Source organism: Bradyrhizobium sp. 25ACV (assembly GCF_054863005.1).
In genome coordinates this window covers 84,445-106,651 of sequence record NZ_JAVAYO010000013.1, presented here as the reverse complement: position 1 = coordinate 106,651, position 22,207 = coordinate 84,445, and the positions used below count along the sequence as shown (strand labels likewise).

15 protein-coding genes are annotated in these 22,207 nt (G+C 63.7%); 5 read left to right on the top strand and 10 right to left on the bottom strand.

Features of this window, described 5'->3' with window-relative positions; genetic code table 11:
• Positions 1 to 122: 122 nt before the first annotated feature.
• On the top strand, positions 123 to 1,115 hold the full coding sequence (locus RAD04_RS27085; protein ID WP_461626227.1) for a glycosyltransferase: 993 nt from the start codon (positions 123 to 125) through the stop codon (positions 1,113 to 1,115).
• 11 nt (positions 1,116 to 1,126) lie between these two features.
• On the opposite strand, the gene RAD04_RS27080 is transcribed toward RAD04_RS27085, so the two are convergent.
• Positions 1,127 to 2,773 (bottom strand): glycosyltransferase family 2 protein, encoded by a 1,647-nt coding sequence (locus RAD04_RS27080; protein ID WP_461626226.1) that lies wholly within the window; start codon positions 2,771 to 2,773, stop codon positions 1,127 to 1,129.
• A gap of 199 nt (positions 2,774 to 2,972) precedes the next feature.
• On the opposite strand from RAD04_RS27080, the gene RAD04_RS27075 reads away from it, so the two are divergent.
• On the top strand, positions 2,973 to 5,192 hold the full coding sequence (locus RAD04_RS27075) for an acetate--CoA ligase family protein (protein WP_461626225.1): 2,220 nt from the start codon (positions 2,973 to 2,975) through the stop codon (positions 5,190 to 5,192).
• 144 nt (positions 5,193 to 5,336) lie between these two features.
• Entirely contained in the window at positions 5,337 to 6,167 is an 831-nt protein-coding gene (locus RAD04_RS27070; RefSeq protein WP_461626224.1) for an MlaD family protein, read from the top strand.
• Positions 6,168 to 6,207: 40 nt separating this feature from the next.
• Here RAD04_RS27070 and RAD04_RS27065 read toward each other — a convergent pair whose 3' ends face one another.
• From RAD04_RS27065 to urtA, 9 genes are all read right to left on the bottom strand, one after another.
• Positions 6,208 to 9,198, bottom strand: a complete 2,991-nt coding sequence (locus tag RAD04_RS27065; protein WP_461626223.1) for an autotransporter outer membrane beta-barrel domain-containing protein — start codon at positions 9,196 to 9,198, stop codon at positions 6,208 to 6,210.
• Between the two features lie 311 nt (positions 9,199 to 9,509).
• Entirely contained in the window at positions 9,510 to 10,550 is a 1,041-nt protein-coding gene (locus RAD04_RS27060) for an aliphatic amidase (protein WP_461626222.1), read from the bottom strand.
• Between the two features lie 42 nt (positions 10,551 to 10,592).
• Complete coding sequence (locus RAD04_RS27055; protein ID WP_461626221.1) at positions 10,593 to 10,970, bottom strand: FmdB family zinc ribbon protein; 378 nt, start codon at positions 10,968 to 10,970, stop codon at positions 10,593 to 10,595.
• Between the two features lie 111 nt (positions 10,971 to 11,081).
• Positions 11,082 to 12,311, bottom strand: a complete 1,230-nt coding sequence (gene fmdA / locus RAD04_RS27050) for a formamidase (RefSeq protein ID WP_461626220.1) — start codon at positions 12,309 to 12,311, stop codon at positions 11,082 to 11,084.
• A 27-nt stretch (positions 12,312 to 12,338) separates the two neighbouring features.
• Positions 12,339 to 13,028: an urea ABC transporter ATP-binding subunit UrtE gene (urtE, locus tag RAD04_RS27045; protein ID WP_018316777.1), complete on the bottom strand. Its 690-nt coding sequence runs from the start codon at positions 13,026 to 13,028 to the stop codon at positions 12,339 to 12,341.
• A 227-nt stretch (positions 13,029 to 13,255) separates the two neighbouring features.
• The gene (gene urtD, locus RAD04_RS27040) at positions 13,256 to 14,011 is read right to left on the bottom strand and encodes an urea ABC transporter ATP-binding protein UrtD (RefSeq protein WP_461616210.1); all 756 of its coding nucleotides are present in this window, start codon (positions 14,009 to 14,011) and stop codon (positions 13,256 to 13,258) included.
• 65 nt (positions 14,012 to 14,076) lie between these two features.
• Positions 14,077 to 15,216, bottom strand: a complete 1,140-nt coding sequence (urtC, locus tag RAD04_RS27035) for an urea ABC transporter permease subunit UrtC (RefSeq protein WP_461626219.1) — start codon at positions 15,214 to 15,216, stop codon at positions 14,077 to 14,079.
• 17 nt (positions 15,217 to 15,233) lie between these two features.
• Positions 15,234 to 16,160 (bottom strand): urea ABC transporter permease subunit UrtB, encoded by a 927-nt coding sequence (gene urtB / locus RAD04_RS27030; RefSeq protein ID WP_018316774.1) that lies wholly within the window; start codon positions 16,158 to 16,160, stop codon positions 15,234 to 15,236.
• A gap of 130 nt (positions 16,161 to 16,290) precedes the next feature.
• The gene (urtA, locus tag RAD04_RS27025; RefSeq protein ID WP_271593985.1) at positions 16,291 to 17,550 is read right to left on the bottom strand and encodes an urea ABC transporter substrate-binding protein; all 1,260 of its coding nucleotides are present in this window, start codon (positions 17,548 to 17,550) and stop codon (positions 16,291 to 16,293) included.
• A gap of 170 nt (positions 17,551 to 17,720) precedes the next feature.
• Between urtA and RAD04_RS27020 the strand changes: the two genes are divergently transcribed.
• Both RAD04_RS27020 and RAD04_RS27015 read left to right on the top strand, forming a co-directional pair.
• The gene (locus RAD04_RS27020; RefSeq protein ID WP_461626218.1) at positions 17,721 to 21,092 is read left to right on the top strand and encodes a hybrid sensor histidine kinase/response regulator; all 3,372 of its coding nucleotides are present in this window, start codon (positions 17,721 to 17,723) and stop codon (positions 21,090 to 21,092) included.
• Positions 21,076 to 22,002 carry a response regulator gene (locus RAD04_RS27015; protein ID WP_461626217.1) on the top strand — a complete coding sequence of 309 codons (927 nt, stop codon included), beginning with the start codon at positions 21,076 to 21,078 and terminating at the stop codon, positions 22,000 to 22,002. The genes RAD04_RS27020 and RAD04_RS27015 overlap by 17 nt, the downstream gene beginning before the upstream one ends.
• The last annotated feature ends 205 nt before the right edge of the window (positions 22,003 to 22,207 follow it).

Here is a 22,207-nt window from a genome sequence, read left to right as displayed (position 1 = left end):
AAACCGCGCCGGACACGCCGGTCCATCGCGTTTGACGCGACCGTGAACTGGCGCCGCCGACCAGAGACCTGTAAGAAGGTCCAATTGATTTTTGGACGTTGTAATTTGCGAAAGCTCGATAGATGGACGACGAGTTCAGGCAGCGCCTCGAACAGCGAATGGAGCAGCTCGAAAATCGCGTCGCGCTGCTGGAAAGGAATCAGGATCTCATCGCCGCCGGGCAAAGGCGTTCCTCGCTCCGGAGCCTCTGGCGGCGTCCGCCGATGTGGACCTTCGAGCAATATCCACCGCGCTTGCTCAACCTGACGGCTTTCCCGCCAGCGCCCTCGACCCACGAGAATGCACCGCGGATCGCGATGGTCACGCCGAGCTACAACCAGGCGCAATATCTCGGCGCCACGATCGACAGCATCGTGAGCCAGAACTATCCGAACCTGTATTACCACGTGCAGGACGGCGCCTCGATCGACGGCACGGCTGATCTCCTGAAGAGCCGCGGCGAGAGCATCAGCTGGAAGAGCGAACCTGACAGCGGACAATCGAACGCCATCAATCTCGGCTTCGCCGGCGTCGACAGCGAGATCATGGCCTATCTCAACAGCGACGACATGCTGCTGCCGGGGACGCTGGCCTATGTCGCCAACTACTTCACGTCGCATCCGCATGTCGACATCGTCTATGGCCATCGCGTCTTCGTCGATCGCGAGGGGCTCGAGGTCGGCCGTGCCGTGCTGCCGCCCCACGACGGGCGCGCGCTGCAATATGCCGACTATATCCCGCAGGAGACGATGTTCTGGCGCAGGCGCGTGTGGGACAGAATCGGTCCGATCGACGAGAGCTTCCACTACGCGATGGATTGGGACTTCATCCTGCGGGCGCAGGCCGCGGGATTCAAATTCGTGCGCCTGCCGCGATTTCTCGCCTGCTTCCGAATCCATGATGCCCAGAAGACGGCATCGACCTACGCGATCGGCGTCCGGGAGATGGGCATCCTGCGGCGCCGCGCTCTCGGCTTCGATCCGACACAGATTCAGATTCGCCGCGCCATCGCCCCCTATCTCGCGAGGCAGGTCGTCTTTCACTACGCCCACAAGCTGAGCCTGCTGGGGTACTGAGCGGGCGGCGATCACTCACCTCCTGCCGCACGGACATCGTGATCGAGCCAGATCCGCTCGAGCCCGACGCCGAGGGGCCGCGCGTCGGAGCTCAGTCCGAGATCCGCGGGCGAGCGTGGATCGGATAGCGACAGGCTGATCGTCAACGTCCCGTCGGCGGCAATCGCGGCGGGATCGAGCATCAACCTGCGCAAGCCCGCGAACGCCTCTCTCGAGAATGTCAGTTGCTGCGGCGCTCCGTTGCCGACGCGGCAGGCCGCCCGCAATTGCGGATTTCTATCGGAAACGAAAGCCCGGCACGCCAGCACGAGCTCGACTGGCCGTGACGGAATGGGATGGACCTCGAATTGGAGCACGCAATTCCTGGCAATGGACCAGGTGCCCCATTGCTCCGGCTCGCTCCACCCCTCGATCAACGCGGCGACGCCCGCTCCGCCATGCGCGAATTCCAGCTCCTTTACGCCGAGGACCGGCGCGGACACGGGAGCCTTCAGAGCGGCCGGATCGAACGGCCCCTGATCCGGAACGAACTGCGCGATCACGCGCACTGCATCCGCAATCGAATTGAGCCCAAGCGCGGAGCCATCCAGCTCGTAAACCACACGGTTCGGTCCGGTCACGCGAACACCCCCGCGGGGTGGCGGCCGATCCGCAAGGCGGGCAGGAATGATGATGTCAGCAACGTCGAACCCATGCCTGCGGGCGAGTTCGCCGATGGTCTGAACGGTCCGATCATACAGGGGCGGCCGATGGTTGATGTCGGTCGCGAGCGCCTGTGCCAGCGCCTTGAAGTCGAGCCGCACATCGTCGTCGTCCGCCAGCAGCAGACGCTTGAGGACAAGCATGTCCTTGGCGATGAAGAGCTGGAGGGCATTGAGATCGGGGAGTTGGGGATCCTCGTCGATGGGTCCGAAATCGCGCGCCCCTCGCGGCGTCTCGAGCAGATCAGTGGTCTCGAAGAACAGCGCGTGACCGGTGCTGTGCTGCGAGAACCCGGCCATGCTCAGAGGCCGCGACAGTCGGATGAAACTGTCGGTCAGTGCAGCGTTGGCGATACCGGAGGCCACGTCGGGCGATAGACCGATGAAGTAGCGGCCACAGATCGCACGCATCCGATCGATGATGCTGCGGCGGACGAACGAATTGTAGATCATCGGCAGATGCGTATAGTTCGCCTGGAAACCGAAGATGCGCCTCAGTTCGTCGCGCGACGAAACTCGCTGTGCGGACGAGGTCAGGTCGATCTCGGCGAGCAGCCGGTTGCGGAAGGCCGGATGGTAGTAGCTCGGCCAGTGATAGGTGTAGGCGCTCCAGCTCAGGAGATCGATGTTTCGGCCGGAGAGCATCTCCGATGCCGTGGCACATGCATAGGGCATCAGCCCGTCGTCGTCGCCGATGAAGGCGACGTACTCGCCCGAGGCGTGGCCGAGCGCCGCCTCCCAATTGTCGGTCATGGTCAGAACGGTCTCGCTGGCAAAATGTCTGAAGCGATCGTCCTGGAGGTCTGTGACCATCTTCGCAATCTCGGGATTGCCGCCATTGTTCTGAACGATGAACTCGCAATCTGCATGCGCAGGCTGGCACGCCATGGTCGCGAGCGCGTGGCGAAGCGTGTCGGGACGATCGAGGGTCGGCACCACGATGGACAGCAGCGGCATGATCACCATTTGAGAGAATGAGGGTCACGGTTTCCTAGCATCTTGCCGGACCGTTCGCACTTTCGCCAAAAGTCTCGTGATGCTAGCCTCATCGTCAGATCCTGCCCATTCCGTCTCGCGGCATGGAGCGGCCACGATCAGCCCCCGAAGCCAGCGCGCGGGCGCGCGTTGCAACAAGAACAAGAAGTGAGGGAAGCGCATGGAAGCTCAAGTGCCCGCCGCATCGGTCTCTCCGCGCCCATGGTCTCCGTCGCCCGATGCCGGAGAGATCGTCAAGGGCATCCATGCCATGCTGCACCCGCACAACATCGTGCTGGTGGGCGCAACCGACAAGCCCGGCAATTATGCCGAACGCATCTGGAATAACCTGATCAAGTACGGTTACGAGGGCGGCCTCTATCCGGTCAACGCCAAGCGGGAAACCATCTGGGGCGTCCCCTGCTACAAGGACTTTGCGAGCCTCCCGGAAAAGCCGGATCACGTTCTGGTGCTGGTGCCAGCGCGCTTTGCCGTCCAGGTGATCCGCGATGCCGCGGCCGCCGGCGCGCGGTCGGCCACCATCGTCACCTCGGGTTTCAGCGAGTTGCAGGACGAGGAAAGCCAGAAGCTCGCGGCCGAATTGCAAGCGGCGATACGTGAGACGGGACTTGCCGTCACCGGCCCGAATTGCCTCGGCAATCTGAGCGCCGGCGAGAAGCTCTTCACCAACATCGACGATCGTGTCGTCACGATGGAACAGGGCGCGGTGGCGATCGCCGGGCAGTCCGGCGCCATCGTCATGGCGATCCGCCAGGCGCTGGAGGATCGAGGTGTCGGTGTCGGCTACATGGTCACGACCGGCAATGAGGCCGGGCTCGAGACGCCGGACCTGATGCGCTATTTCGCCGAGGACCCGAGCATCAAGGTGATCGTCGTCTACCTCGAAGGCGTGCGCAACACCAAGGCGTTCCGCGAGGCCTGCAAGGCGGCGCGCGCCGCCAGCAAGCCGGTGATCGCGCTCAAGCTCGGCGCATCCGAAGGCGGCCGCGCCGCGGCGATGGCGCATACCGGCGCGCTCGCGGGCTCGATCGAGACGTTCGACGCCGTCGCGACGCGCGAAGGCGTGATCCGCGTGAAAGGCCTCGACGAGCTGATCGAGACCACCGAATGCTTCGTTCATTGTGGCGTGCCCAAGGGCGACCGGCTCGCGGCCGTCACGCTGTCGGGCGGCAAGCGCGGCATGCTGCTTGACGCCTTCTATGCCGAGGGCCTGGACTTTGCGCCGCTCAGCCCGCACGTCGGCTCCGAGCTGGCAAAGATGCTCGGGCCGGGGTCTATCGTCGGCAATCCGCTCGACGCCGGCTTTGCCGCGGTGGTCGATCCCTCCGTCTACATGAAGTCGATCAAGCTCATGATCGACGATCCCGATATCGACATCGTCATCGTCGATGCCGAGCTACCGAAAGCCCCGCACGAGCTGCGCGAGCGCAACTTGCGCATCGTCAACGACATGGCGCGCCAGGGCGGCAAGCCCGTGATCTATATCAGCGCGATGTCGATCGGCTTCACCGAGTTCACCAAGACCTTGCGAAAATCGCTGCCGCATCTCGCGGTCATGCAGGGCATGGACCGGGCGGTGACCGCGATCAAGTCGCTGCTCGACTACGCCAGGCTGCGCAAGGAGGTGCCCGATATCGTCTCGAGCTCGAAACCCACCGCGCGCGCCGTGCTGGAGAAGGCGCTGAAGTCAGCGAACGGTGCCGCGCTCGACGAGGTCGCCTCGAAGAAGCTCCTGAAGGCCTATGGCATTCCGACCTCAAAGGAGGCGATCGCACAGACTGCGGCCGAGGCGGTGAAGATCGCCAAGCGGATCGGCTTTCCGGTCGTGGCAAAACTCGTCAGCGCGGAGATCCTGCACAAGTCCGATATCGGCGGCGTGGTGTTGAACCTCAACAGCGCCGCCGAGGTGAAAACGGCGTTCGCCGACATCACCGCACGGGTCGCGAAGCTGAAGGGCAAGCCGAAGCTGGACGGCATCCTGATCGCGCAGCAGGTCAAGGCCGAGCTCGAGCTCGTGGTCGGCGCCTCGCTCGATGCCGAGATGGGACCGGTCGTGCTGTTCGGCACTGGCGGCATCGACATCGAGCTGATGAAGGACGTCGCGCTCGCCGGCGCGCCGCTGGACGAGGCTGAGGCGCGGGTCCTGATCGGCCGCACCAAGGCCGGCATCAAGCTGCGCGGCTATCGCGGCAAGCCGGCCCTGCACGAGGCCTCCGCGGTGAAGGCGCTGGTCGGCCTGTCCAATTTGATCGCGGATGCCGGCGACCGGATCGCCTCGATCGACATCAACCCGTTCCTGATCAACACCAGGACGGGCGTAGCGGTCGATGCGCTGATCGTGCTGAACAATGCTGCGGCCAGGCGGGTTGCCGGGCATTGAGGCCGTAGGGAGGATTAGCGCCAGCGTAATCCGCCAATTCACACGACTGCTGCGGCGAAAACGGCGGGTTACGCTTCGCTAACCCGCCCTACCTACCATGGGGGGCTCCTTCCAACTTCCCCGCTTTGGCCGTAGAATCGCCTGATGGCACGCGCGAGTAATCTGGTGATCGGAACGGCGACGCTGGCGGTGATCGCCGTGGCGTTCGGCGGCCTGCTCGGCGTGCAGAAATGGCGCACCATCCAGAGCCGCAGCCAGTTGCGCGTGGTATTCGAAGGCGGCTCGGCCAGCGGACTGCGCCGCGGCGGGCCGGTCAATTTCGACGGCGTGCCCGCGGGCCAGATCCTGTCGATCAAGCTGGACAATCCGCGCAGGATCGTGGCGCTGGTGATGCTCGACAACACCGCGCCGATCCGCAAGGACACCGTGGCGGGCATCGAGTTCCAGGGCCTCACCGGCGTTGCCGCGATCTCGCTGATCGGGGGCGCGCCTTCCGCGCCGCCGGTGCCGCTGGACTCGGACGGCGTCCCCGTGCTGACCGCCGATCTCAGCGACGCCGAGTCCATCGTCGACACCCTGCACAGTGTCGACCGCACCATCGTCAGCAACGCCCCCGCGATCAAGGAGGGCCTGCGCACGTTCGAGGACTACACCGCCGACCTCCGGAGCAAGGGTGGCGAAATCGACTCCGTCATGGCCAAGGTCGACACCGCCTTCGCGGGCTTCGACAAGGCGGTCACGAAGATCGAGGGCGTGGTGCCCGGCTTCGTTGACGGCAAGGCCGACGAGCTGTTCGAAAAGATACAGGGGCTGCACGAGCTCGCCGACACGATGAGGAAGAAATCGGCCGGCTACCTCGAGGACATCCGTCGCTCGCTGCTCGACGTCAGCGAGGCCGCCAACAAGATGAGTGGGACGCCGGCCCCCGCTGCCGCCCCGCGCCCGCCGCGCAAGCCGCCGCAGAAGAAGCAGTGACGCCTCCCCTGTCCTCCCTCTCAAGGGAGGCGACCATGCCTCACCACGCGTAGCGCACGACGCCCTTGCCGGCGTAGGAGCGGGTGAGGTTCGAGAACTCTCCCTCGAACGTCGCCGATGCAGACCAGCCGTTCATCCAGTTCATCTGCGCTGATGCGGTGGTCAGAGCCGAGTCGCGCGCCTGGGCGGCACCGTTCACGACGAAAGCCGATCCCGGCAGGGTCTGGAACACCGCGCCCACAGTGCGGTCCGGATTGTAGTCATGCGCCCAGGCGAGGCGGCCGCGCAGGGTCATGAGGCCACCGGCCGCGGCAAACGACCTGTCCGCGCGCAGGCCGAGCTCGGTACGGGTGCTGGTCACGTCCTTGGCGGCATAGTTGAGCGCGAAGACATTGCTGCCGACCACGGCTGCCTCTGCATAGGTCGGAAGGCTGAATAAGGTGGCCTGGAGCGCGGCATAGGGCGTGACGCCGGCCCACTGCATGGCATAGCGATAGCCGCCCTCGATGCGGCCCGAGATCGCGTTGGCGTTGAACTGCGCCCGCAACTGGTCGTAACCGGCAGCCGTCACGACGCGGTTGGTCGTGACGTCCTGCCAGCCATAGGCGAGCGCCGCCGTGATGTAGGCCGGTCCGGCCGTATGACGCACGAAGGCACCGGCCTGGAACAGGTCGGAGCGACCCCAGCCGAGCCCGTTGACGTTGAAAGCGGTCCCACCGCCTGCGAGTGCAAAGCCCGCAATCGTCGACGGCGAGAAGCGGTAATCGAGGCCCACGGCTGTGCCGTATATACTGCTGCTCGTGTTGTTCGAGCCGAGGCCGGCATTGCCGTCCGTGGTCTGCGAGCCGCCATAGCCGGCCGTCCACACATCCCAGCGCTGCTCGAAGGTTGCCGCCGGTGCCTTGCGGTAGATCGAGGCGAAGGCGTCGCGCGCGCTCTTGCCGCGCGCATTCGCGTCCGCGGCAAATGGCGACGCGCCAGGCGTGCCGCTGCGTCCTGAGCTGAAGACGTCGGTCAACAGGCTCATGAACAGGTTCATCGCATTGAAAGTCGCCTGCTGCGATCCCGTTGCGGATTCACCCGAGGCCTGCGTCAGGCCTCCGGGACCAAGACCCGCGAGTTCGGCCTGCAGGAAGCCATTGGTGTTGAAGAAGTTCTGAAGGGTCGTCGCGACGTTCTGCTGGTTGACGTTGAGCGCGTATTTCGCGCCGTAGTTTAGCGTGAAATCGAGGAAGACCTCGTTCGATCCGACGCTCGTCGTGCCGATGAGGCCGCCCGGCGCGGCAACGCCCGAAAAATTCCCGACGGAGGTGCCGAAGAAGTTCATGATCGAATAGTGCTTCATCACCGCGGCGCCCGGATACAGCGCGACGCCGACAGTGCCGTCCAGCGCGACATTGCCGGTGACGAGCGCGTGGCTCGTGCTGGATCCGCTACCGACCTGCACCACATAGACCGAGCCGGACTGAAGCGTGAGATCGCCCTGAACCTGCATGCTCGAGCCCGGGCCGCCGTCGCCGGGCGCATAGATGCCGCCGTTGGCGATGAGGGTATTGCCAACGATTCCGGCGCCGAACAACGCACCACCTGCATTCACGGTGGTCAGGCTCGACTGCGAGATGTCACCATCGACCCGCAGGATGCCGCCGTTCACCGTGGTCGTGCCGGTGTAGGTATTCGCGCCCGAGAGGATCAACGTGCCGCTGCCGACCTTTTCCAGCGAGCCGGGGCCGACGGGACCGCAACCGCAGGTATCACCGATGACGCCGCTGACCTCGGTCGAGAGGTTGTTACCGCCGACGACGAGGGTATTGCCGCCGCCGATATAGTAGAAGCCGCTGCCTTCGATCGATCCTGCGGTGATGCGACCATCGCCGGCCGGACCGGTGCCTCCACCGAAATCGACGACGCCGGTCCCGGTGGTGATGAAGCGTGCGTTGCCGCCGGTGGAGTTGTCGAAGAATTCGGTCCTGCCGCCGTCCTTGGTGATGATCGTGGCATTGCCGGCCGTGGTGAATGCGCCGAAATCGGTGAGACCATCCGCTTCATTGATGATGGTTGCATTGCCGGCGGTCGCCGTGTCGGAGCCGGCGAACGTCCCAAACACGGTACCGCCAAAATCCTTGTTCACGATCGTCGCCGAGCCCGCCGAAGATTGCTCGATGAATATCGTGCCGCCGCCATTCTGGTTGGTGATGTTGGCCGCGCCTGCATTAGTCCGTCCGAAGAAGCCGATCAGGCCGCCGTCATTGATGATGGTGGCCCGACCGGCCGTCGCGGTGTCGGCTCCACCCCCGAGCGGATCGCCGAAATACACCTGCCCGTTGTTGGTGATCACGATCGAGCTGGCGGAGGTTGCGTTGAGGAACATCGTCGTGCCGGAGAAGGCGTTCAGGATCGACGTGATTCCCGACGTGTCGGCATTGACGATGCTGAAGAGGCCCTCGTTGGTGACGGCGCCGACCATGCTCGCGGTGTGGGTCGCGTCACCGAGCTGCAGGGATCCGCAATTGCAGATGAAGGTGCCGCCGGTATAGGAGTTCGCGCCGAGCAGCGCCAGGGTACCTGGTCCCTGAACATTGATGCCGTCGCTGCCGACAATGCGCGAAACGATCGCGGCCGAGGGATCGCTGGTGCCGGTCACATCGTTGGTGACGAACGTGGTGCCGCCCGCAGCCAGCCTGAGGTCGCCGCCCTGAATGGTGTAGATCGAGCCGTCGGCGGTGAGGTCGAAGCCCACGAGGCTGGTGAGCTGCACGCCGCCCGGCGTAACCGTCACCGTGCCGCCCGTCGCCGGCGTCGAGGGAGCGCTGCTTCCGAACAGCGTGCCGGCTGATGCGGGATCATAGGCCGTGCTGGTCGCTCCAAAGAAGTCGGTCCAGTTGGTCGTCGTGTTGTCCCAGACGCCGCCCCCGCCGTTGACGATGCCGTTCGGCGTGGTCTGTGATCCGTTGAAGACCTGCTGGGCCCCGACTGGGCTCGCCATAACGATTGCGCTCGAGACGAAGCCGGCCCCGAATGCCACGCGCATTGCCGCGGCACTCCGGCGCGAGCAACTCCCCCCGCTCGATCGCAACCAAGCCCCCACGCTCGTTCCTCACCCCGCGGCGCTCCCCAGCGGCGCCGCGGGGAACTTAGGCGAAGAGGAGGGGCGGTAGAACTACGGGGCATCGAAAATCTGCCAACGGGCCCCCCAATTCGGGCAGATTCAACAGTCCATGTTGTAACCGCGCCACGGTTTTGCCGGGCGCCATTCCCAATTCGCGCACATACGGACGCACGAGTACGTCCACACTTGTGGACGGCCATTCACATCAAGGGTTGACCGTCCACCTCATGGGCTCAGTAATTGCTCGGAGACGACCCATTCGGGATGCCGTCAATCGGACATTCGTCCGTACCGGGGGTCGAGCGGGTCATCGCCTCGACCATGTCCCTCGTCCCTTCGGGATCCTTGATCCAGTTCTTGTAGAAATCATACGGGCACGCCGCGACACCGCGCGGGCTTTCGCCGGAATTGATCATGCCGGTGTAGCCGCGGTGGACCAGCTTGTAGAGATGGTTCTGCGACTGGCCGTTGCGGCGCGCATCGCGGATCAGGTGTTTCGACAGCTGTGCGTACTGGATGCCGTAATCCTCCTCGCCGCATTCGCCGAGCGTACGGCCGTCGAAGCCGATGATCGCGGAGTGGCCGAAATAGGAATAGACGCCGTCGAAACCGGCGGCATTGGCGACGGCGACATAGACGTTGTTGGCCCACGCCATGGCCTTCGAGATCAGAACCTGCTGCTCCTTGGCCGGATACATGTAGCCCTGGCAGCGCACGATCAGCTCGGCACCCTTCATGGCGCAGTCGCGCCAGATCTCCGGAAAATTGCCGTCGTCGCAGATGATCAGGCTGACCTTCATCCCCTTCGGACCATCGGAGACATAGGTGCAATTGCCTGGATACCAACCTTCAATCGGCACCCATGGCATGATCTTGCGGTACTTCTGCACGATCTCGCCCTTGTCGTTCATCAAGATCAAGGTGTTGTAGGGCGCCTTGTTCGGGTGCTCCTCATGTCGTTCACCGGTCAGCGAGAACACGCCCCACACCTTGGCCTTGCGGCAGGCCTCGGCGAAGATCGCGGTCTCCTCGCCGGGCACGGCGCACGCCGTCTCGTACATCTCCTTGGAGTCGTACATGATGCCTTGCGTGGAATATTCGGGGAAGATCACGAGGTCCATGCCGGGCAGGCCGGTCTTCATGCCCACCACCATGTCGGCGATCTTGCGGGCATTGTCGAGCACCTCGGCCTTGGTGTGCAGGCGGGGCATCTTGTAGTTCACCACGGCGACGCCGACGGTATCGTTACTGCTCGAAATGTCACCGTGAAGCATGTTGAGCGCTCCTGTCGTTTATTGGTTTGAGGTCATCGCGCGCTAATGGCTGATCATCCAGGGCCGTGCCATCGGGAAACCCTTGGCGCCGCTCCCGGTCTTGGTCATCGGCCGCGCCGGCTTCTTCTTGTCTGACGCGTTCTTGTCCTTCACGGTTTTGCCTGTGGAGCAGCAGCTGCAGCCGGGAGCGTGCGAGGCCTTGTATTGCGCGAGCGTCTGCGGCGCGTGGGTGCTGCGCTCGTTGACGGCATGCGCCTTGCGCTTCTCGGCCGGCATGCAGAAGAAGTTCGGCGCGGTCAGAATCACGCGCGGCGCCGACGTCTCGCAGCGCGGGCAGCTTTGCGGATCGTCGCACTCGGCCATCGGGCGCAGGTCCGTAAAAGGTCCGCAGTCGTCACAGAGATATTCGTAGACCGGCATCGCATCACCTAAGCTCTTGCCTGTTCATACAACTCGCTGCCACCATTCGTGTGGAGACAGCCCCTCACCCCAACCCTCTCCCCGTAAGAACGGGGAGAGGGAGCGCATCGGCTACTTGTCGGGCGAGATCGGCATCTGGATATCGCCGGTGATGTGCTTGATGGGACCTGCCGCCGACGGCATCACGTCGAAGTCGAAGATCTCGGTCGGCAGCCACAGCGTGGCGCAGGCATTGGGCACGTCGACCACACCGGAGATGTGGCCCTGGCACGGCGCGGTGCCGAGGATCGAATAGGCCTGGGCGCCGGAATAGCCGAACTTCTTCAGATACTCGATCGCATTCAAGCACGCCTGGCGATAGGCGATATGGACGTCGAGATAATGCTGCTTGCCGGCCTCGTCGACCGAGATGCCCTCGAAGATCAGATAGTCCTTGTAGTTCGGCGTGATCGGCGACGGCTTGAAGATCGGGTTCTTGATGCCGTATTTCGACATGCCGTCCTTGATCACCTCGACCTTCAGATGCAGCCATCCGGCCATCTCGATGGCGCCGCAGAAGGTGATCTCGCCGTCACCCTGGCTGAAGTGCAGATCGCCCATCGAAAGACCCGCGCCCGGCACATAGACCGGGAAGTAGATCTTCGAGCCGCGGGAGAGATCCTTGATGTCGCAATTGCCGCCATGCTCGCGCGGCGGCACCGTGCGCGCCCCCTCGGCGCCGATCTTGGCCTTGACGTCGCCCTTGGCGCGGCCACCATGGGCGGTCGGCGCGAACGGCGGGTTGGCAAGGCCCGGGACGCGGGTCGGATTGGTCGAGATCAGCTCGGCCTCGCGCTTGTTCCAGGTCTCCAGCATCTTCGGATCGGGCAAACAGCCGATCAGGCCGGGATGGATCAGGCCGGCGAAATTCACGCCGGGCACGTGGCGTGACGACGTATAGAGGCCCTTGATGTCCCAGATCGATTTCTGCGCCAGCGGGAAATGGTCGGTGAGGAAGCCGCCGCCATTCTGCTTGGAGAAGAAGCCGTTGAAGCCCCACAGGCTCTCCTTCATCGGACCGACGTCGAGCAGGTCGACGACGAGGAGATCGCCGGGCTCGGCGCCCTTGACGCCGATCGGGCCGGACAGGAAGTGCACGATCGACAGGTCGATATCGCGCACGTCGTCGGCGGAATCGTTGTTCTTGATGAAGCCGCCGGTCCAGTCATAGGTCTCGATGATGAAATCGTCGCCGGGATTGACCCAGGCTACGATCGGAATGTCGGGGTGCCAGCGGTTGTGCACCATGTCATTTTCGTAAGCCGACTTGGTGAGATCGACCTTGATCAGTGTCTCTGGCATCGAGATGCTCCCCTTTTACATGGTTGGTTAGACGGACAGATATTTCGAGACCTGTGCGGCATCGACGGCATCGCGCGGATCGTCACGCACGATCTCGCCGTTCTCGATCACCAGCACGCGGTCGGCAATGTCGAGCGCGAAGCTCAGGACCTGCTCGGAGACGACGATCGAGAGCCCCTTCTCGTCGCGGATGCGTTTCAGGGTGCGCGCCATCTCCTTGATGATGGAGGGCTGGATGCCTTCGGTCGGCTCATCCAGCAGCAACACCTTCGGCTTGGTTGCGAGCGCACGCGCAATGGCGAGCTGCTGCTGCTGGCCGCCGGAGAGATTGCCGCCGCGGCGGCCCTTCATCTCGAGCAGGACCGGAAACAATTCGTAGATGTCGCCGGGCACCTCGGATTCGCCCGCGACGACGAGGCCGGTCTCGATGTTCTCCTTCACCGTCATGGTGGAGAAGATCATGCGGCCCTGCGGCACATAGGCGAGGCCTTTGGCGACGCGCTCGTAGCTCTTGAGGTTACCGAGCTCGGCACCGTCCATGGTCACCGAACCGCTCCTGGCCGGAAGGATGCCCATCAGCGACTTCATCAGCGTGGTCTTGCCCATGCCGTTGCGGCCCATGATCGCCACGATCTCGTTGGGCGCGACCTTGACGTTGAGCCCGTGCAGCACCTCGCTCTGGCCGTAGGCGACGTGAAGATCTGAAATTGCCAGCATCAGCGTGCTCCTAGACTCGGTATGCCTTCCTTCTCCCCTTGTGGGAGAAGGTGGCGCGGACGAAGTCCGCGACGGATGAGGGGTTTGCATCCGCGGATGCGACAGGCAGTTCGACGCGCGGAGAGAGACCCCTCACCCGGATCGCATCTGACGATGCGATCCGACCTCTCCCACAAGGGGAGAGGTGCACCGTCAATGCCGCTGCGGACTCGCTGGCTCTCACCACGTCAGTGCCCCAGATAGACTTCGATGACCTTGGGATCGTTCTTGACCTTCTCCATCGTCCCTTCGGAGAGGATCTGGCCCTGGTGCAGCACGGTGACCTTGTGGGCGATGTCTTCGACGAACTTCATGTCGTGCTCGATCACCAGCACCGAGCGGTTCTTGATGATGCGGTTGAGCAGCTCGGCGGTCTTGGCGCGCTCGGACACGCTCATGCCGGCGACCGGCTCGTCGAGCATCAGCAAGTCCGGGTCCTGGATCAGCAGCATGCCGATCTCCAGCCACTGCTTCTGGCCATGGCTGAGCTCGTCGGCATAGGTGTTGAGCTTGTCCTTGAGGAAGATCATCTCGGCGACCTCCTCGACCCGATCCTTCACGAGCTGGTCGCGCTGAAAGGTCAACGAGCCGAAAACGGTGCGGCCACGCGGGAACGAGATCTCGAGGTTCTCGAACACGGTGAGATCCTCGAACACCGATGGCGTCTGGAATTTGCGTCCGACGCCGGTCTGCACGATCTCGTTCTCCCTCATCTTCGTGAGCTCCTTGCCACGAAACTGGATCGAGCCCGAGGTCGCCTTGGTCTTGCCGCAGATCAGGTCGAGCACCGTGGTCTTGCCGGCGCCGTTGGGACCGATGATGACGCGGATCTCGTTCTCCTCGACATAGAAGGAGAGATCGTTGACCGCCTTGAACCCGTCGAACGAGACGGTCAATCCGGAGACAGCGAGCAGGAATTCCTTGGGTTGATGACCGACGAGCATGGATCTATCTCCTCACTGCCAGCGTGGCATCGGCATCGTGGTGTCCAACGAGCATGATGGCCTCCTCACTCTGCCGGTGCGCCGTCGGCGACCGAATTGTCGCTCCAGCCCGGCTTCCGCTTGCGCGAGGCGAACAGCCGATCAATCCGCGGCTGCACGTAATCGGCCCAGAGCCCGGACAAACCATTTGGGAACGCGAGCACGACGGCGATGAACAGCGCGCCGAGGCCGAACAACCACAGTTGCGGGAAGGATTCCGACAGGCTGGTCTTGGCGAAATTCACCAGGATGGCGCCCCAGATCGCACCGAAGATCGACATGCGCCCGCCGACCGCGGTGTAGATCACCATCTCGATCGACGGCACGATGCCGACGAAGGAGGGCGACATGAAACCGACATTGAGCGCGAACATGGCGCCGCCGATCGCGGCGAAGACCGCGGCCATGCAGAAGGCGAAGATCTTGAAGTTGGCGACGCTGTAGCCGGAGAAGCGGACGCGGTCCTCCTGTTCGCGCATCGCCACCAGGATGCGGCCGAGCTTGGTCAGGCGGATGAACTGCGCGATGCCGATGCAGGCGAACAGCAGCACCACCTCGACGAAGTACAGGATGACCTTGGCGTGGTCGGGCCGGATGTCCCATCCCTTGAGGGTACGCAGATCCGTCATGCCGTTGATGCCGCCGGTATAGCCCTGCTGCCCGACGATCAGGATGGTCAGGATGGCGGCGACGGCCTGGGTGATGATCGCGAAATAGGTGCCGCCGACACGGCGCTTGAACATCGCGGTGCCGATGATCAGCGCGAACAGGCCGGGGACCAGGATGATGGCGAGGATGGTGAAGGTGAGGCTGTGGAATGGTTGCCAGAACAACGGCAGCGACGTGATCTGATTCCAGTCCATGAAATCGGGGATGCCGGGCGTCGACTGGATCTTCGTGTTCTCGACGCTGGACGCCTCCAGCTTGAGAAACATCGCCATGCAGTAGCCGCCGAGACCGAAGAACACGCCCTGCCCGAGGCTCAGGATGCCGCCATAGCCCCAGCACAGCACGAGGCCAAGCGCGACGAAGGCGTAGGTGAGGTATTTCGCGACCAGGTTGAGGCGGAACACATCCAGCGACAGCGGCAGGATCACGAACAGCACGGCGGCCAGGACAATGAAGCCGATGAGCTCGGACCGATTGAAGAAGCGTGAGTTGATCATGACTTGCCTGCTTCTCGTTACTTGCGGACTTTGAGGGCGAAGAGACCCTGCGGCCGCAGCATCAGGATGCCGACGACAGCGAGCAGCGTCAGGACCTTGGCCATCGAGCCCGACATGAAGAATTCGAGCGTCGATTGCGTCTGCGAGATCGAGAACGCGGAGGCGATGGTGCCGAGCAGGCTCGCGGCGCCGCCGAACACGACGACCAGGAACGTGTCCACGATGTAGAGCTGTCCGGAGGTCGGCCCGGTCGAGCCGATCATGGTGAAGGCGCTTCCGGCGATTCCGGCGATGCCGCAACCGAGCCCGAACGTGTAGCGGTCGACCTTCTCGGTGTTGATGCCGACCGCGCCGGCCATGATGCGGTTCTGCACCACCGCACGGACCTGGCGGCCCCAGCGCGACATGTACATGACGTAGGCGACCGAGAGAGTGATCAGCACGGTGAGACACATCACGAAGACGCCGTTGATGGGCACTTCGATGCTGTCGGTGACGTGCAGCGAGCCCAGCATCCATTGCGGCAGCTCGACGCCGACCTCACGCGCGCCGAACACGGAGCGATAGGCCTGCTGCAGCATCAGGCTGAGGCCCCAGGTGGCAAGCAGCGTATCCAGCGGGCGCTTGTAGAGATGCCGTATCAGCACCCACTCCACCAGCATCCCCAACGCACCGGACGCGACAAAGGCCAGGATCATCGCAAGGAAGAAATAGCCGCTGAACAAGCCCGGCAAATAGGACTGGAAGACATTCGAGGTCATCCAGGTGACATAGGCCCCGAGGATCATGAACTCGCCATGGGCCATGTTGATGACGCCCATCTGGCCGAAGATGATGGCAAGCCCGAGCGCCATCAGGACGTAGACCGAGAACAGGATCAGTCCCGCAAAGCCCTGCATGACGAAGATGGAGCCGAGATCACCAAGCGAGTAGTCGCCGAACATCGATGTCCTCCGTCGGGGATAAGGGTCCCGCGTCGCGAGCAGGCTCGCGACGCGGGGGTCTTGGGCATGGATTTGCGGTCCACGCCAGGGAGCGGTTGGACTTGAGGAAAAGCGCGACGGGCGCCGCGGCTTACTGGTAGCCCTTCGGGAACGGATCCGGCTCGACGAGATCGGCGGTCTCGTAGATCAGCTCGAACTGGCCATCGAGCTTGGCGCGTCCCACCCGGGTCTTCGACCAGAGGTGATGATTCTCGTGGATGCGCACATAGCCTTCCGGCGCGCCCTTGAACTCGACGCCGGGCGAAGCCGCTGCGATCTTGTCGACGTCGAAGGAACCCGCCTTCTCCACCGTCAACTTCCACAGCCACGGGCCGAGATAGGCAGCCTGGGTGACGTCTCCAATGACCGTCTTCTCGCCCCACGCCTTCTTGAACGCCGGCACGAAGGTCTTGTTGTTCGGATTGTCGAGCGACTGGAAGTACTTCATGCAGGCATAGGCACCCGCGATGTTCTCGCCGCCGATGCCGTCGATCTCGTCTTCGGTCACCGAGATCGTCAGCAGCGCCTGCTTGGAGAGGTCGATGCCGGCGGCCTTGAGCTGCTTGTAGAAGGCGACGTTCGAGCCGCCCACGACGTCGGTGAAGATCACGTCGGGCTTGGTCAGCTTGATCTTGTTGATGACCGAGTTGAACTGGGTGTTGCCGAGCGGATAGTACTCCTCGCCGACCACCTTGCCCTTCAGCACGTTCTCGACGTGCTTGCGCGCGATCTTGTTCGAGGTGCGCGGCCAGATGTAGTCGGAGCCGATGAAGAAGAACGATTTCGCGCCCTTTTCCTTGGCGATCCAGTTCAGGCCGGCGAGAATCTGCTGGGTCGCCTCCTGGCCGGTGTAGATGACGTTCTTGGACTGCTCGAGGCCTTCGTAGAAGGTGGGGTAATAGAGCATGCCGTTATACTGCTCCATGACCGGCAGCACGGCCTTGCGCGAGGCCGAGGTCCAGCATCCCATGATCGCCGCGACCTTGTCGTTGACCAGCAGCTTCTTGGCCTTTTCCGCAAAGGTCGGCCAATCGCTGGCGCCGTCCTCCTGGATGAACTTGATCTTGCGCCCGAGCACGCCGCCGGCGGCATTGATCTGCTCGATGGCGAGCTTTTCGGCCTCAATCGACCCGGTCTCGGAGATGGCCATGGTGCCGGTCGCCGAATGCAGGATGCCGACCGTGACCTCGGTGTCGGTGACCGCAAGGCCGGTGGTGTTGACCGCCGAGGTCGCGGGAGCCTGCGCAAAGGATGCCCGCGGCAGCATCGTGATGGCCGGCACGGCGGCCATTCCCATCAATAGTTTGCGCCGGAGCGGCGACAAAAGGCCCTTGTTTGGTTCGTCTGACATGAGCACCCCACTTTTGTTCGAGGACACGCGATTGGTGCCGTGAGGATGGCTCGGATCTATGCAGCGCCAGCATACGCAAGATCGCGTATACTGCACCGCAAAATGCCGACGTAGGCTTTTGGTACGGAATTTGCGAGGGATCCGGGTTCGTATCGAGAGTGGGGTAAAGCGTGGCAGGGCGGCAGCGAATAGACCGCGTCAGGCGCCAGTACAACCAATGGGTCGCCAACCAGACGCTGGAGGACTACGCGCTGCGCTTCACGGCCAAGAGCGCGCGCCGCTGGTCCGCCGCCCGGGTCGCCAACACGGCGCTGGGCGCGATTTCGTTCCTGGCGATGGAGGCGATCGGCGGCACCATCACGCTGAACTATGGCGTCACCAACGCCGCCGCCGCCATCCTGGTGGTCTCGACCATCATCTTCTGCTGTGGCGTGCCAATCGCCTATTATGCCGCTAAATGCGGCATCGACATCGACCTGCTCACGCGGGGCGCCGGCTTCGGCTATATCGGCTCCACCGTCACCTCGCTGATCTACGCGTCCTTCACCTTCATCTTCTTTGCGATCGAAGCCGTGATCCTGGCGTCCGCGCTCGAGATGTGCTTCGGGATTCCGCGGCCGATCGGCTACCTCATCAGCGCCGTCGTCATCATCCCGCTGGTGGCCTACGGCATCACGCTGATCAGCCGCTTCCAATTGTGGACGCAGCCCCTATGGATCGTGCTCCACATCATTCCGTTCGCGGCGATCGCCTGGCACAACCCGCACTCCTTTACGGAGTGGCGCAAGTTCTCGGGCGAGCACGGCGACCTCAACGGGCATTTCGACTTGCTGCTGTTCGGGGTCGCGGCCTCGGTGGTGTTTTCGCTGGTGGCGCAGATCGGCGAGCAGGTCGACTTCCTGCGATTTTTGCCGCGCGACCGCCGCGCGTCCAAAACCTCCTGGTGGGTGGCGCTGATGAGCGCAGGACCGGGCTGGATCGTGCTGGGCGCGCTGAAACTCCTGGCGGGTTCGTTCCTCGCCTTCTTCGCGCTCAGCCACGGGGTGCCGCCCGAGGAGGCCGCCGAGCCCGCCCATATGTATCTCGAAGCGTTCCGCTATGTGCTGTCGCAGCCTGACCTCGCGCTGGCGTTGACCGGCACGTTCGTGATCCTGTCCCAGGTGAAGATCAACGTCACCAACGCCTATGCCGGCTCGATCGCCTGGTCGAACTTCTTCTCGCGCTTGACCCACAGCCATCCCGGCCGCGTCGTCTGGCTGGTCTTCAACGTCATCGTGGCGCTGCTATTGATGGAGATCGGCGTCTACAAGGCCCTTGAGCAGACGCTCGCGCTCTATTCGAACGTCGCGATCGCCTGGGTCGGTGCGCTGGTCGCTGACCTCGTCGTCAACAAGCCGCTTGGATTGCGGCCACAGCAGATCGAATTCAAACGCGCGCATCTCTACGACGTCAATCCGGTCGGCGTGGGTGCGATGACGATCGCGACCATTGTTTCCATCAGCGCCTTTTACGGCCTGTTCGGACCTACCGCGAAGGCGCTGTCAGCCTTCATAGCGCTGGCCGTTGCCTTCGTCGCCGCGCCATTGATTGCGTGGGCCACGGACGGCAAATATTACATCGCGCGCAAGCCGAAGCGGAGCTGGCAGGACATTGAGGCGATCCAGTGCTGCATCTGCGAGCACGCGTTCGAGCCGGAGGACATGGCCTCCTGCCCCGCTTACGCCGGACCGATTTGCTCCTTGTGCTGCTCGCTGGATGCCCGCTGCCACGATCTCTGCAAGCCGCACGCGCGGATCCAGGCGCAGGTATCGGAGACGCTGGGCAAGCTGCTGCCGCAGCCGATCTACGCGCGCATCAATTCGCAACTCGGCCATTATGTCGGCGTGTTCGTGGTCTCCGCCGGCCTCGTCGCGCTGGTGCTGGGCCTGATCTATCTGCAGACCTCGGCGAGCGTGCATGGCGAGAATAGTCTCGTCTCCGACGTGCTCTGGAAGGTGTTCTTCTCCCTCAGCATCATCATCGGTGTGGTGGCGTGGCTGTTCGTGCTGGCGCAGCAGAGCCGCCGGGCCGCCGAGGAGGAGACCCGGCGACAGACCGCGCTGCTGATCCAGGAGATCGACGCCCACAAGCGCACCGACGCCGAGCTGCAGCGCGCCAAGGAGGTTGCCGAATCCGCCAACCTCGCCAAGAGCCGCTACGTGGTGGGCCTGAGCCACGAGCTGCGCTCACCGCTGAACGCGATCAGCGGCTATGCCCAACTCCTGGAGCAGGACACGACGCTCAACACCAAGCCGCGCGATCAGGTCCGCGTCGTTCGCCGCAGTGCCGACCACCTCTCCGGCCTGATCGACGGCATTCTGGACATCTCCAAGATCGAGGCCGGACGGCTGTATCTGTCGCGCGACGAGGTGCGCTTCAGCGAGTTCCTCGATCAGCTGGTGGGCATGTTCCGCCTTCAGGCCGCTGCCAAGGGCATCGACTTCGTGTTCAGGCGGCCGGCGTATTTGCCGCTGGTGGTCTATGCCGATGAGAAGCGGCTGCGCCAGGTGTTGATCAATTTGCTCTCGAACGCCATCAAGTTCACCCAGACCGGCAGCGTGCAGTTCGTCGTACACTATCGCAGCCCCGTTGCCGAGTTCGAGGTGATCGACACCGGTCCCGGCATCCAGGGCGACGATCTCGAACGCATCTTCGCGCCGTTCGAGCGCGGTGCGCTCGGCATCTCGCAGCCGCAAACCGGCACCGGCCTCGGCCTGACCATCAGCCGTCTGCTCGCCGGTGTGATGGGCGGCGATATCAAGGTCATGAGCACGGTCGGCACCGGCTCAACGTTCAAGGTCAAGATCCTGCTCTCGGAGGTCATCAATCCCCAGCGCATCGCGCCGGTGGAGGCCCCGATCTCCGGCTATCACGGCGCGCGCAAAACCATCCTCATCACCGACGACGACCCCGTCCATCGCGACCTCCTGCGCGAGGTGCTGACCCCGCTCGGCTTCATCCTGCTCAGCGCGCCGGATGGCCCCGGCTGCCTCGCATTGGCGCAGCATTGCCGGCCCGATCTGTTCCTGCTCGACATCTCGATGCCCGCCATGGACGGCTGGGCCGTCGCGGAGGCCTTGCGCGCGAACGGCCATCACCAGGCGCGCATCCTGATGGTGTCGGCCAGCGCGATCGAGGCCCACGGCGCGCCGCTGGCGCAGCCTTTCCACGACGGCTATTTAATGAAGCCGATCGACATCCCCAGGCTCCTGGAGACGATCCGCCAGCTCCTCAAGATCGAATGGCAATACGGCTCGGACGAGATCGCGGTGCCGTTCTGGCGCCCCGAAAGCGGATCAAGGCCGCCGGCGCGGCACATCGAGGCGCTGATCGGGCTCGGCCGGATCGGCTACGTCAAGGGCATCCAATTGAAGCTGGACGAGATCGGCAGCGAGCATCCGGAACATGCCGACTTCGTCGCACAGATGCGGTCGCTGGTCGACCGCTTCGATCTCGAGCAGTACATGGCCACATTGAAGACGTTGCATGCGCATGAACATTGAGTCGAAAAAGCGTGACGTCGCGCTCGTCGTGGATGACTCTCCCGAGACGCTGCGGCTGCTCACCGACGCGCTGGACGGCGCCGGCATGACGGTGATGGTGGCACTCGACGGCGCGGCGGCGATCCGCATCATCGACCAGATCACGCCCGACATCGTGCTGCTCGATGCCGTGATGCCCGGCATCGATGGCTTCGAGACTTGCCGCCGGCTCAAGCGCGATGCCGGTCTTGCCAATGTCCCCGTGATCTTCATGACGGGGCTCGCCGAAACCGAGCATATCGTTCGTGGGCTAGAGGCCGGCGGCGTCGATTACGTGACAAAGCCGATCGTGATCGAGGAAATGCTGGCGCGCATCCGCGTCCATCTCGGCAATGCCCGCCTGACCCAGAGCGCGCGCGCAGCGCTTGACGTCTCCGGCCGGTTCCTGTTCGCGGTCGATCGCCAGGGCCATGTGCTGTGGGCGACGCCGCAGGCGCAGAAGCTGCTGTCCGATCATCACGGCGCACAGGCCGACGACTTCGTCCTGCCGCCATCGCTGCTGCTATGGCTGGAGCAGGCCAGGGCCAAGGGCAGCTCGAAGTCGCAAGGAGCCTCCTTGCCCGACAATCCGCAGCTTCGGCTCTATTACATGGGCGAAACCGCACCGAACGAATTCCTGCTGCGGCTCTCCAGGGAGTCCGGCACCGCGCTGCCGCCGGAATTCACCAGCGAACTCGGGCTCACCACCCGCGAGGGCGAGGTGCTGGCCTGGCTCAGCAAGGGCAAGACCAACCGCGACATCGCGCAAATCCTGGGCCTCAGCCCGCGCACGGTCGACAAGCATCTCGAGCAGATCTACGCCAAGCTCGGCGTGGAGAACCGGACGGCGGCGGCGGCGATTGCGGCGAACGCGACGCGAAGGAATTCGTAGGGCTGCGGTGTGGATGAGTTGGTACGCCGCTCACCCAACCGACAGTGTCGTCCCGGACAAGCGTAGCGAAGCGAAGCGCCGATCCGGGACCCATAACCACAGGAAGCAATCTTCCGCGAGTCGGCAACTCCGAGTGCCCGGAACCACTTCTCCCTGTAGCTATGGGTCCCGGGTTCGCTTCGCGCCCCGGGACGACAGCGGAGTG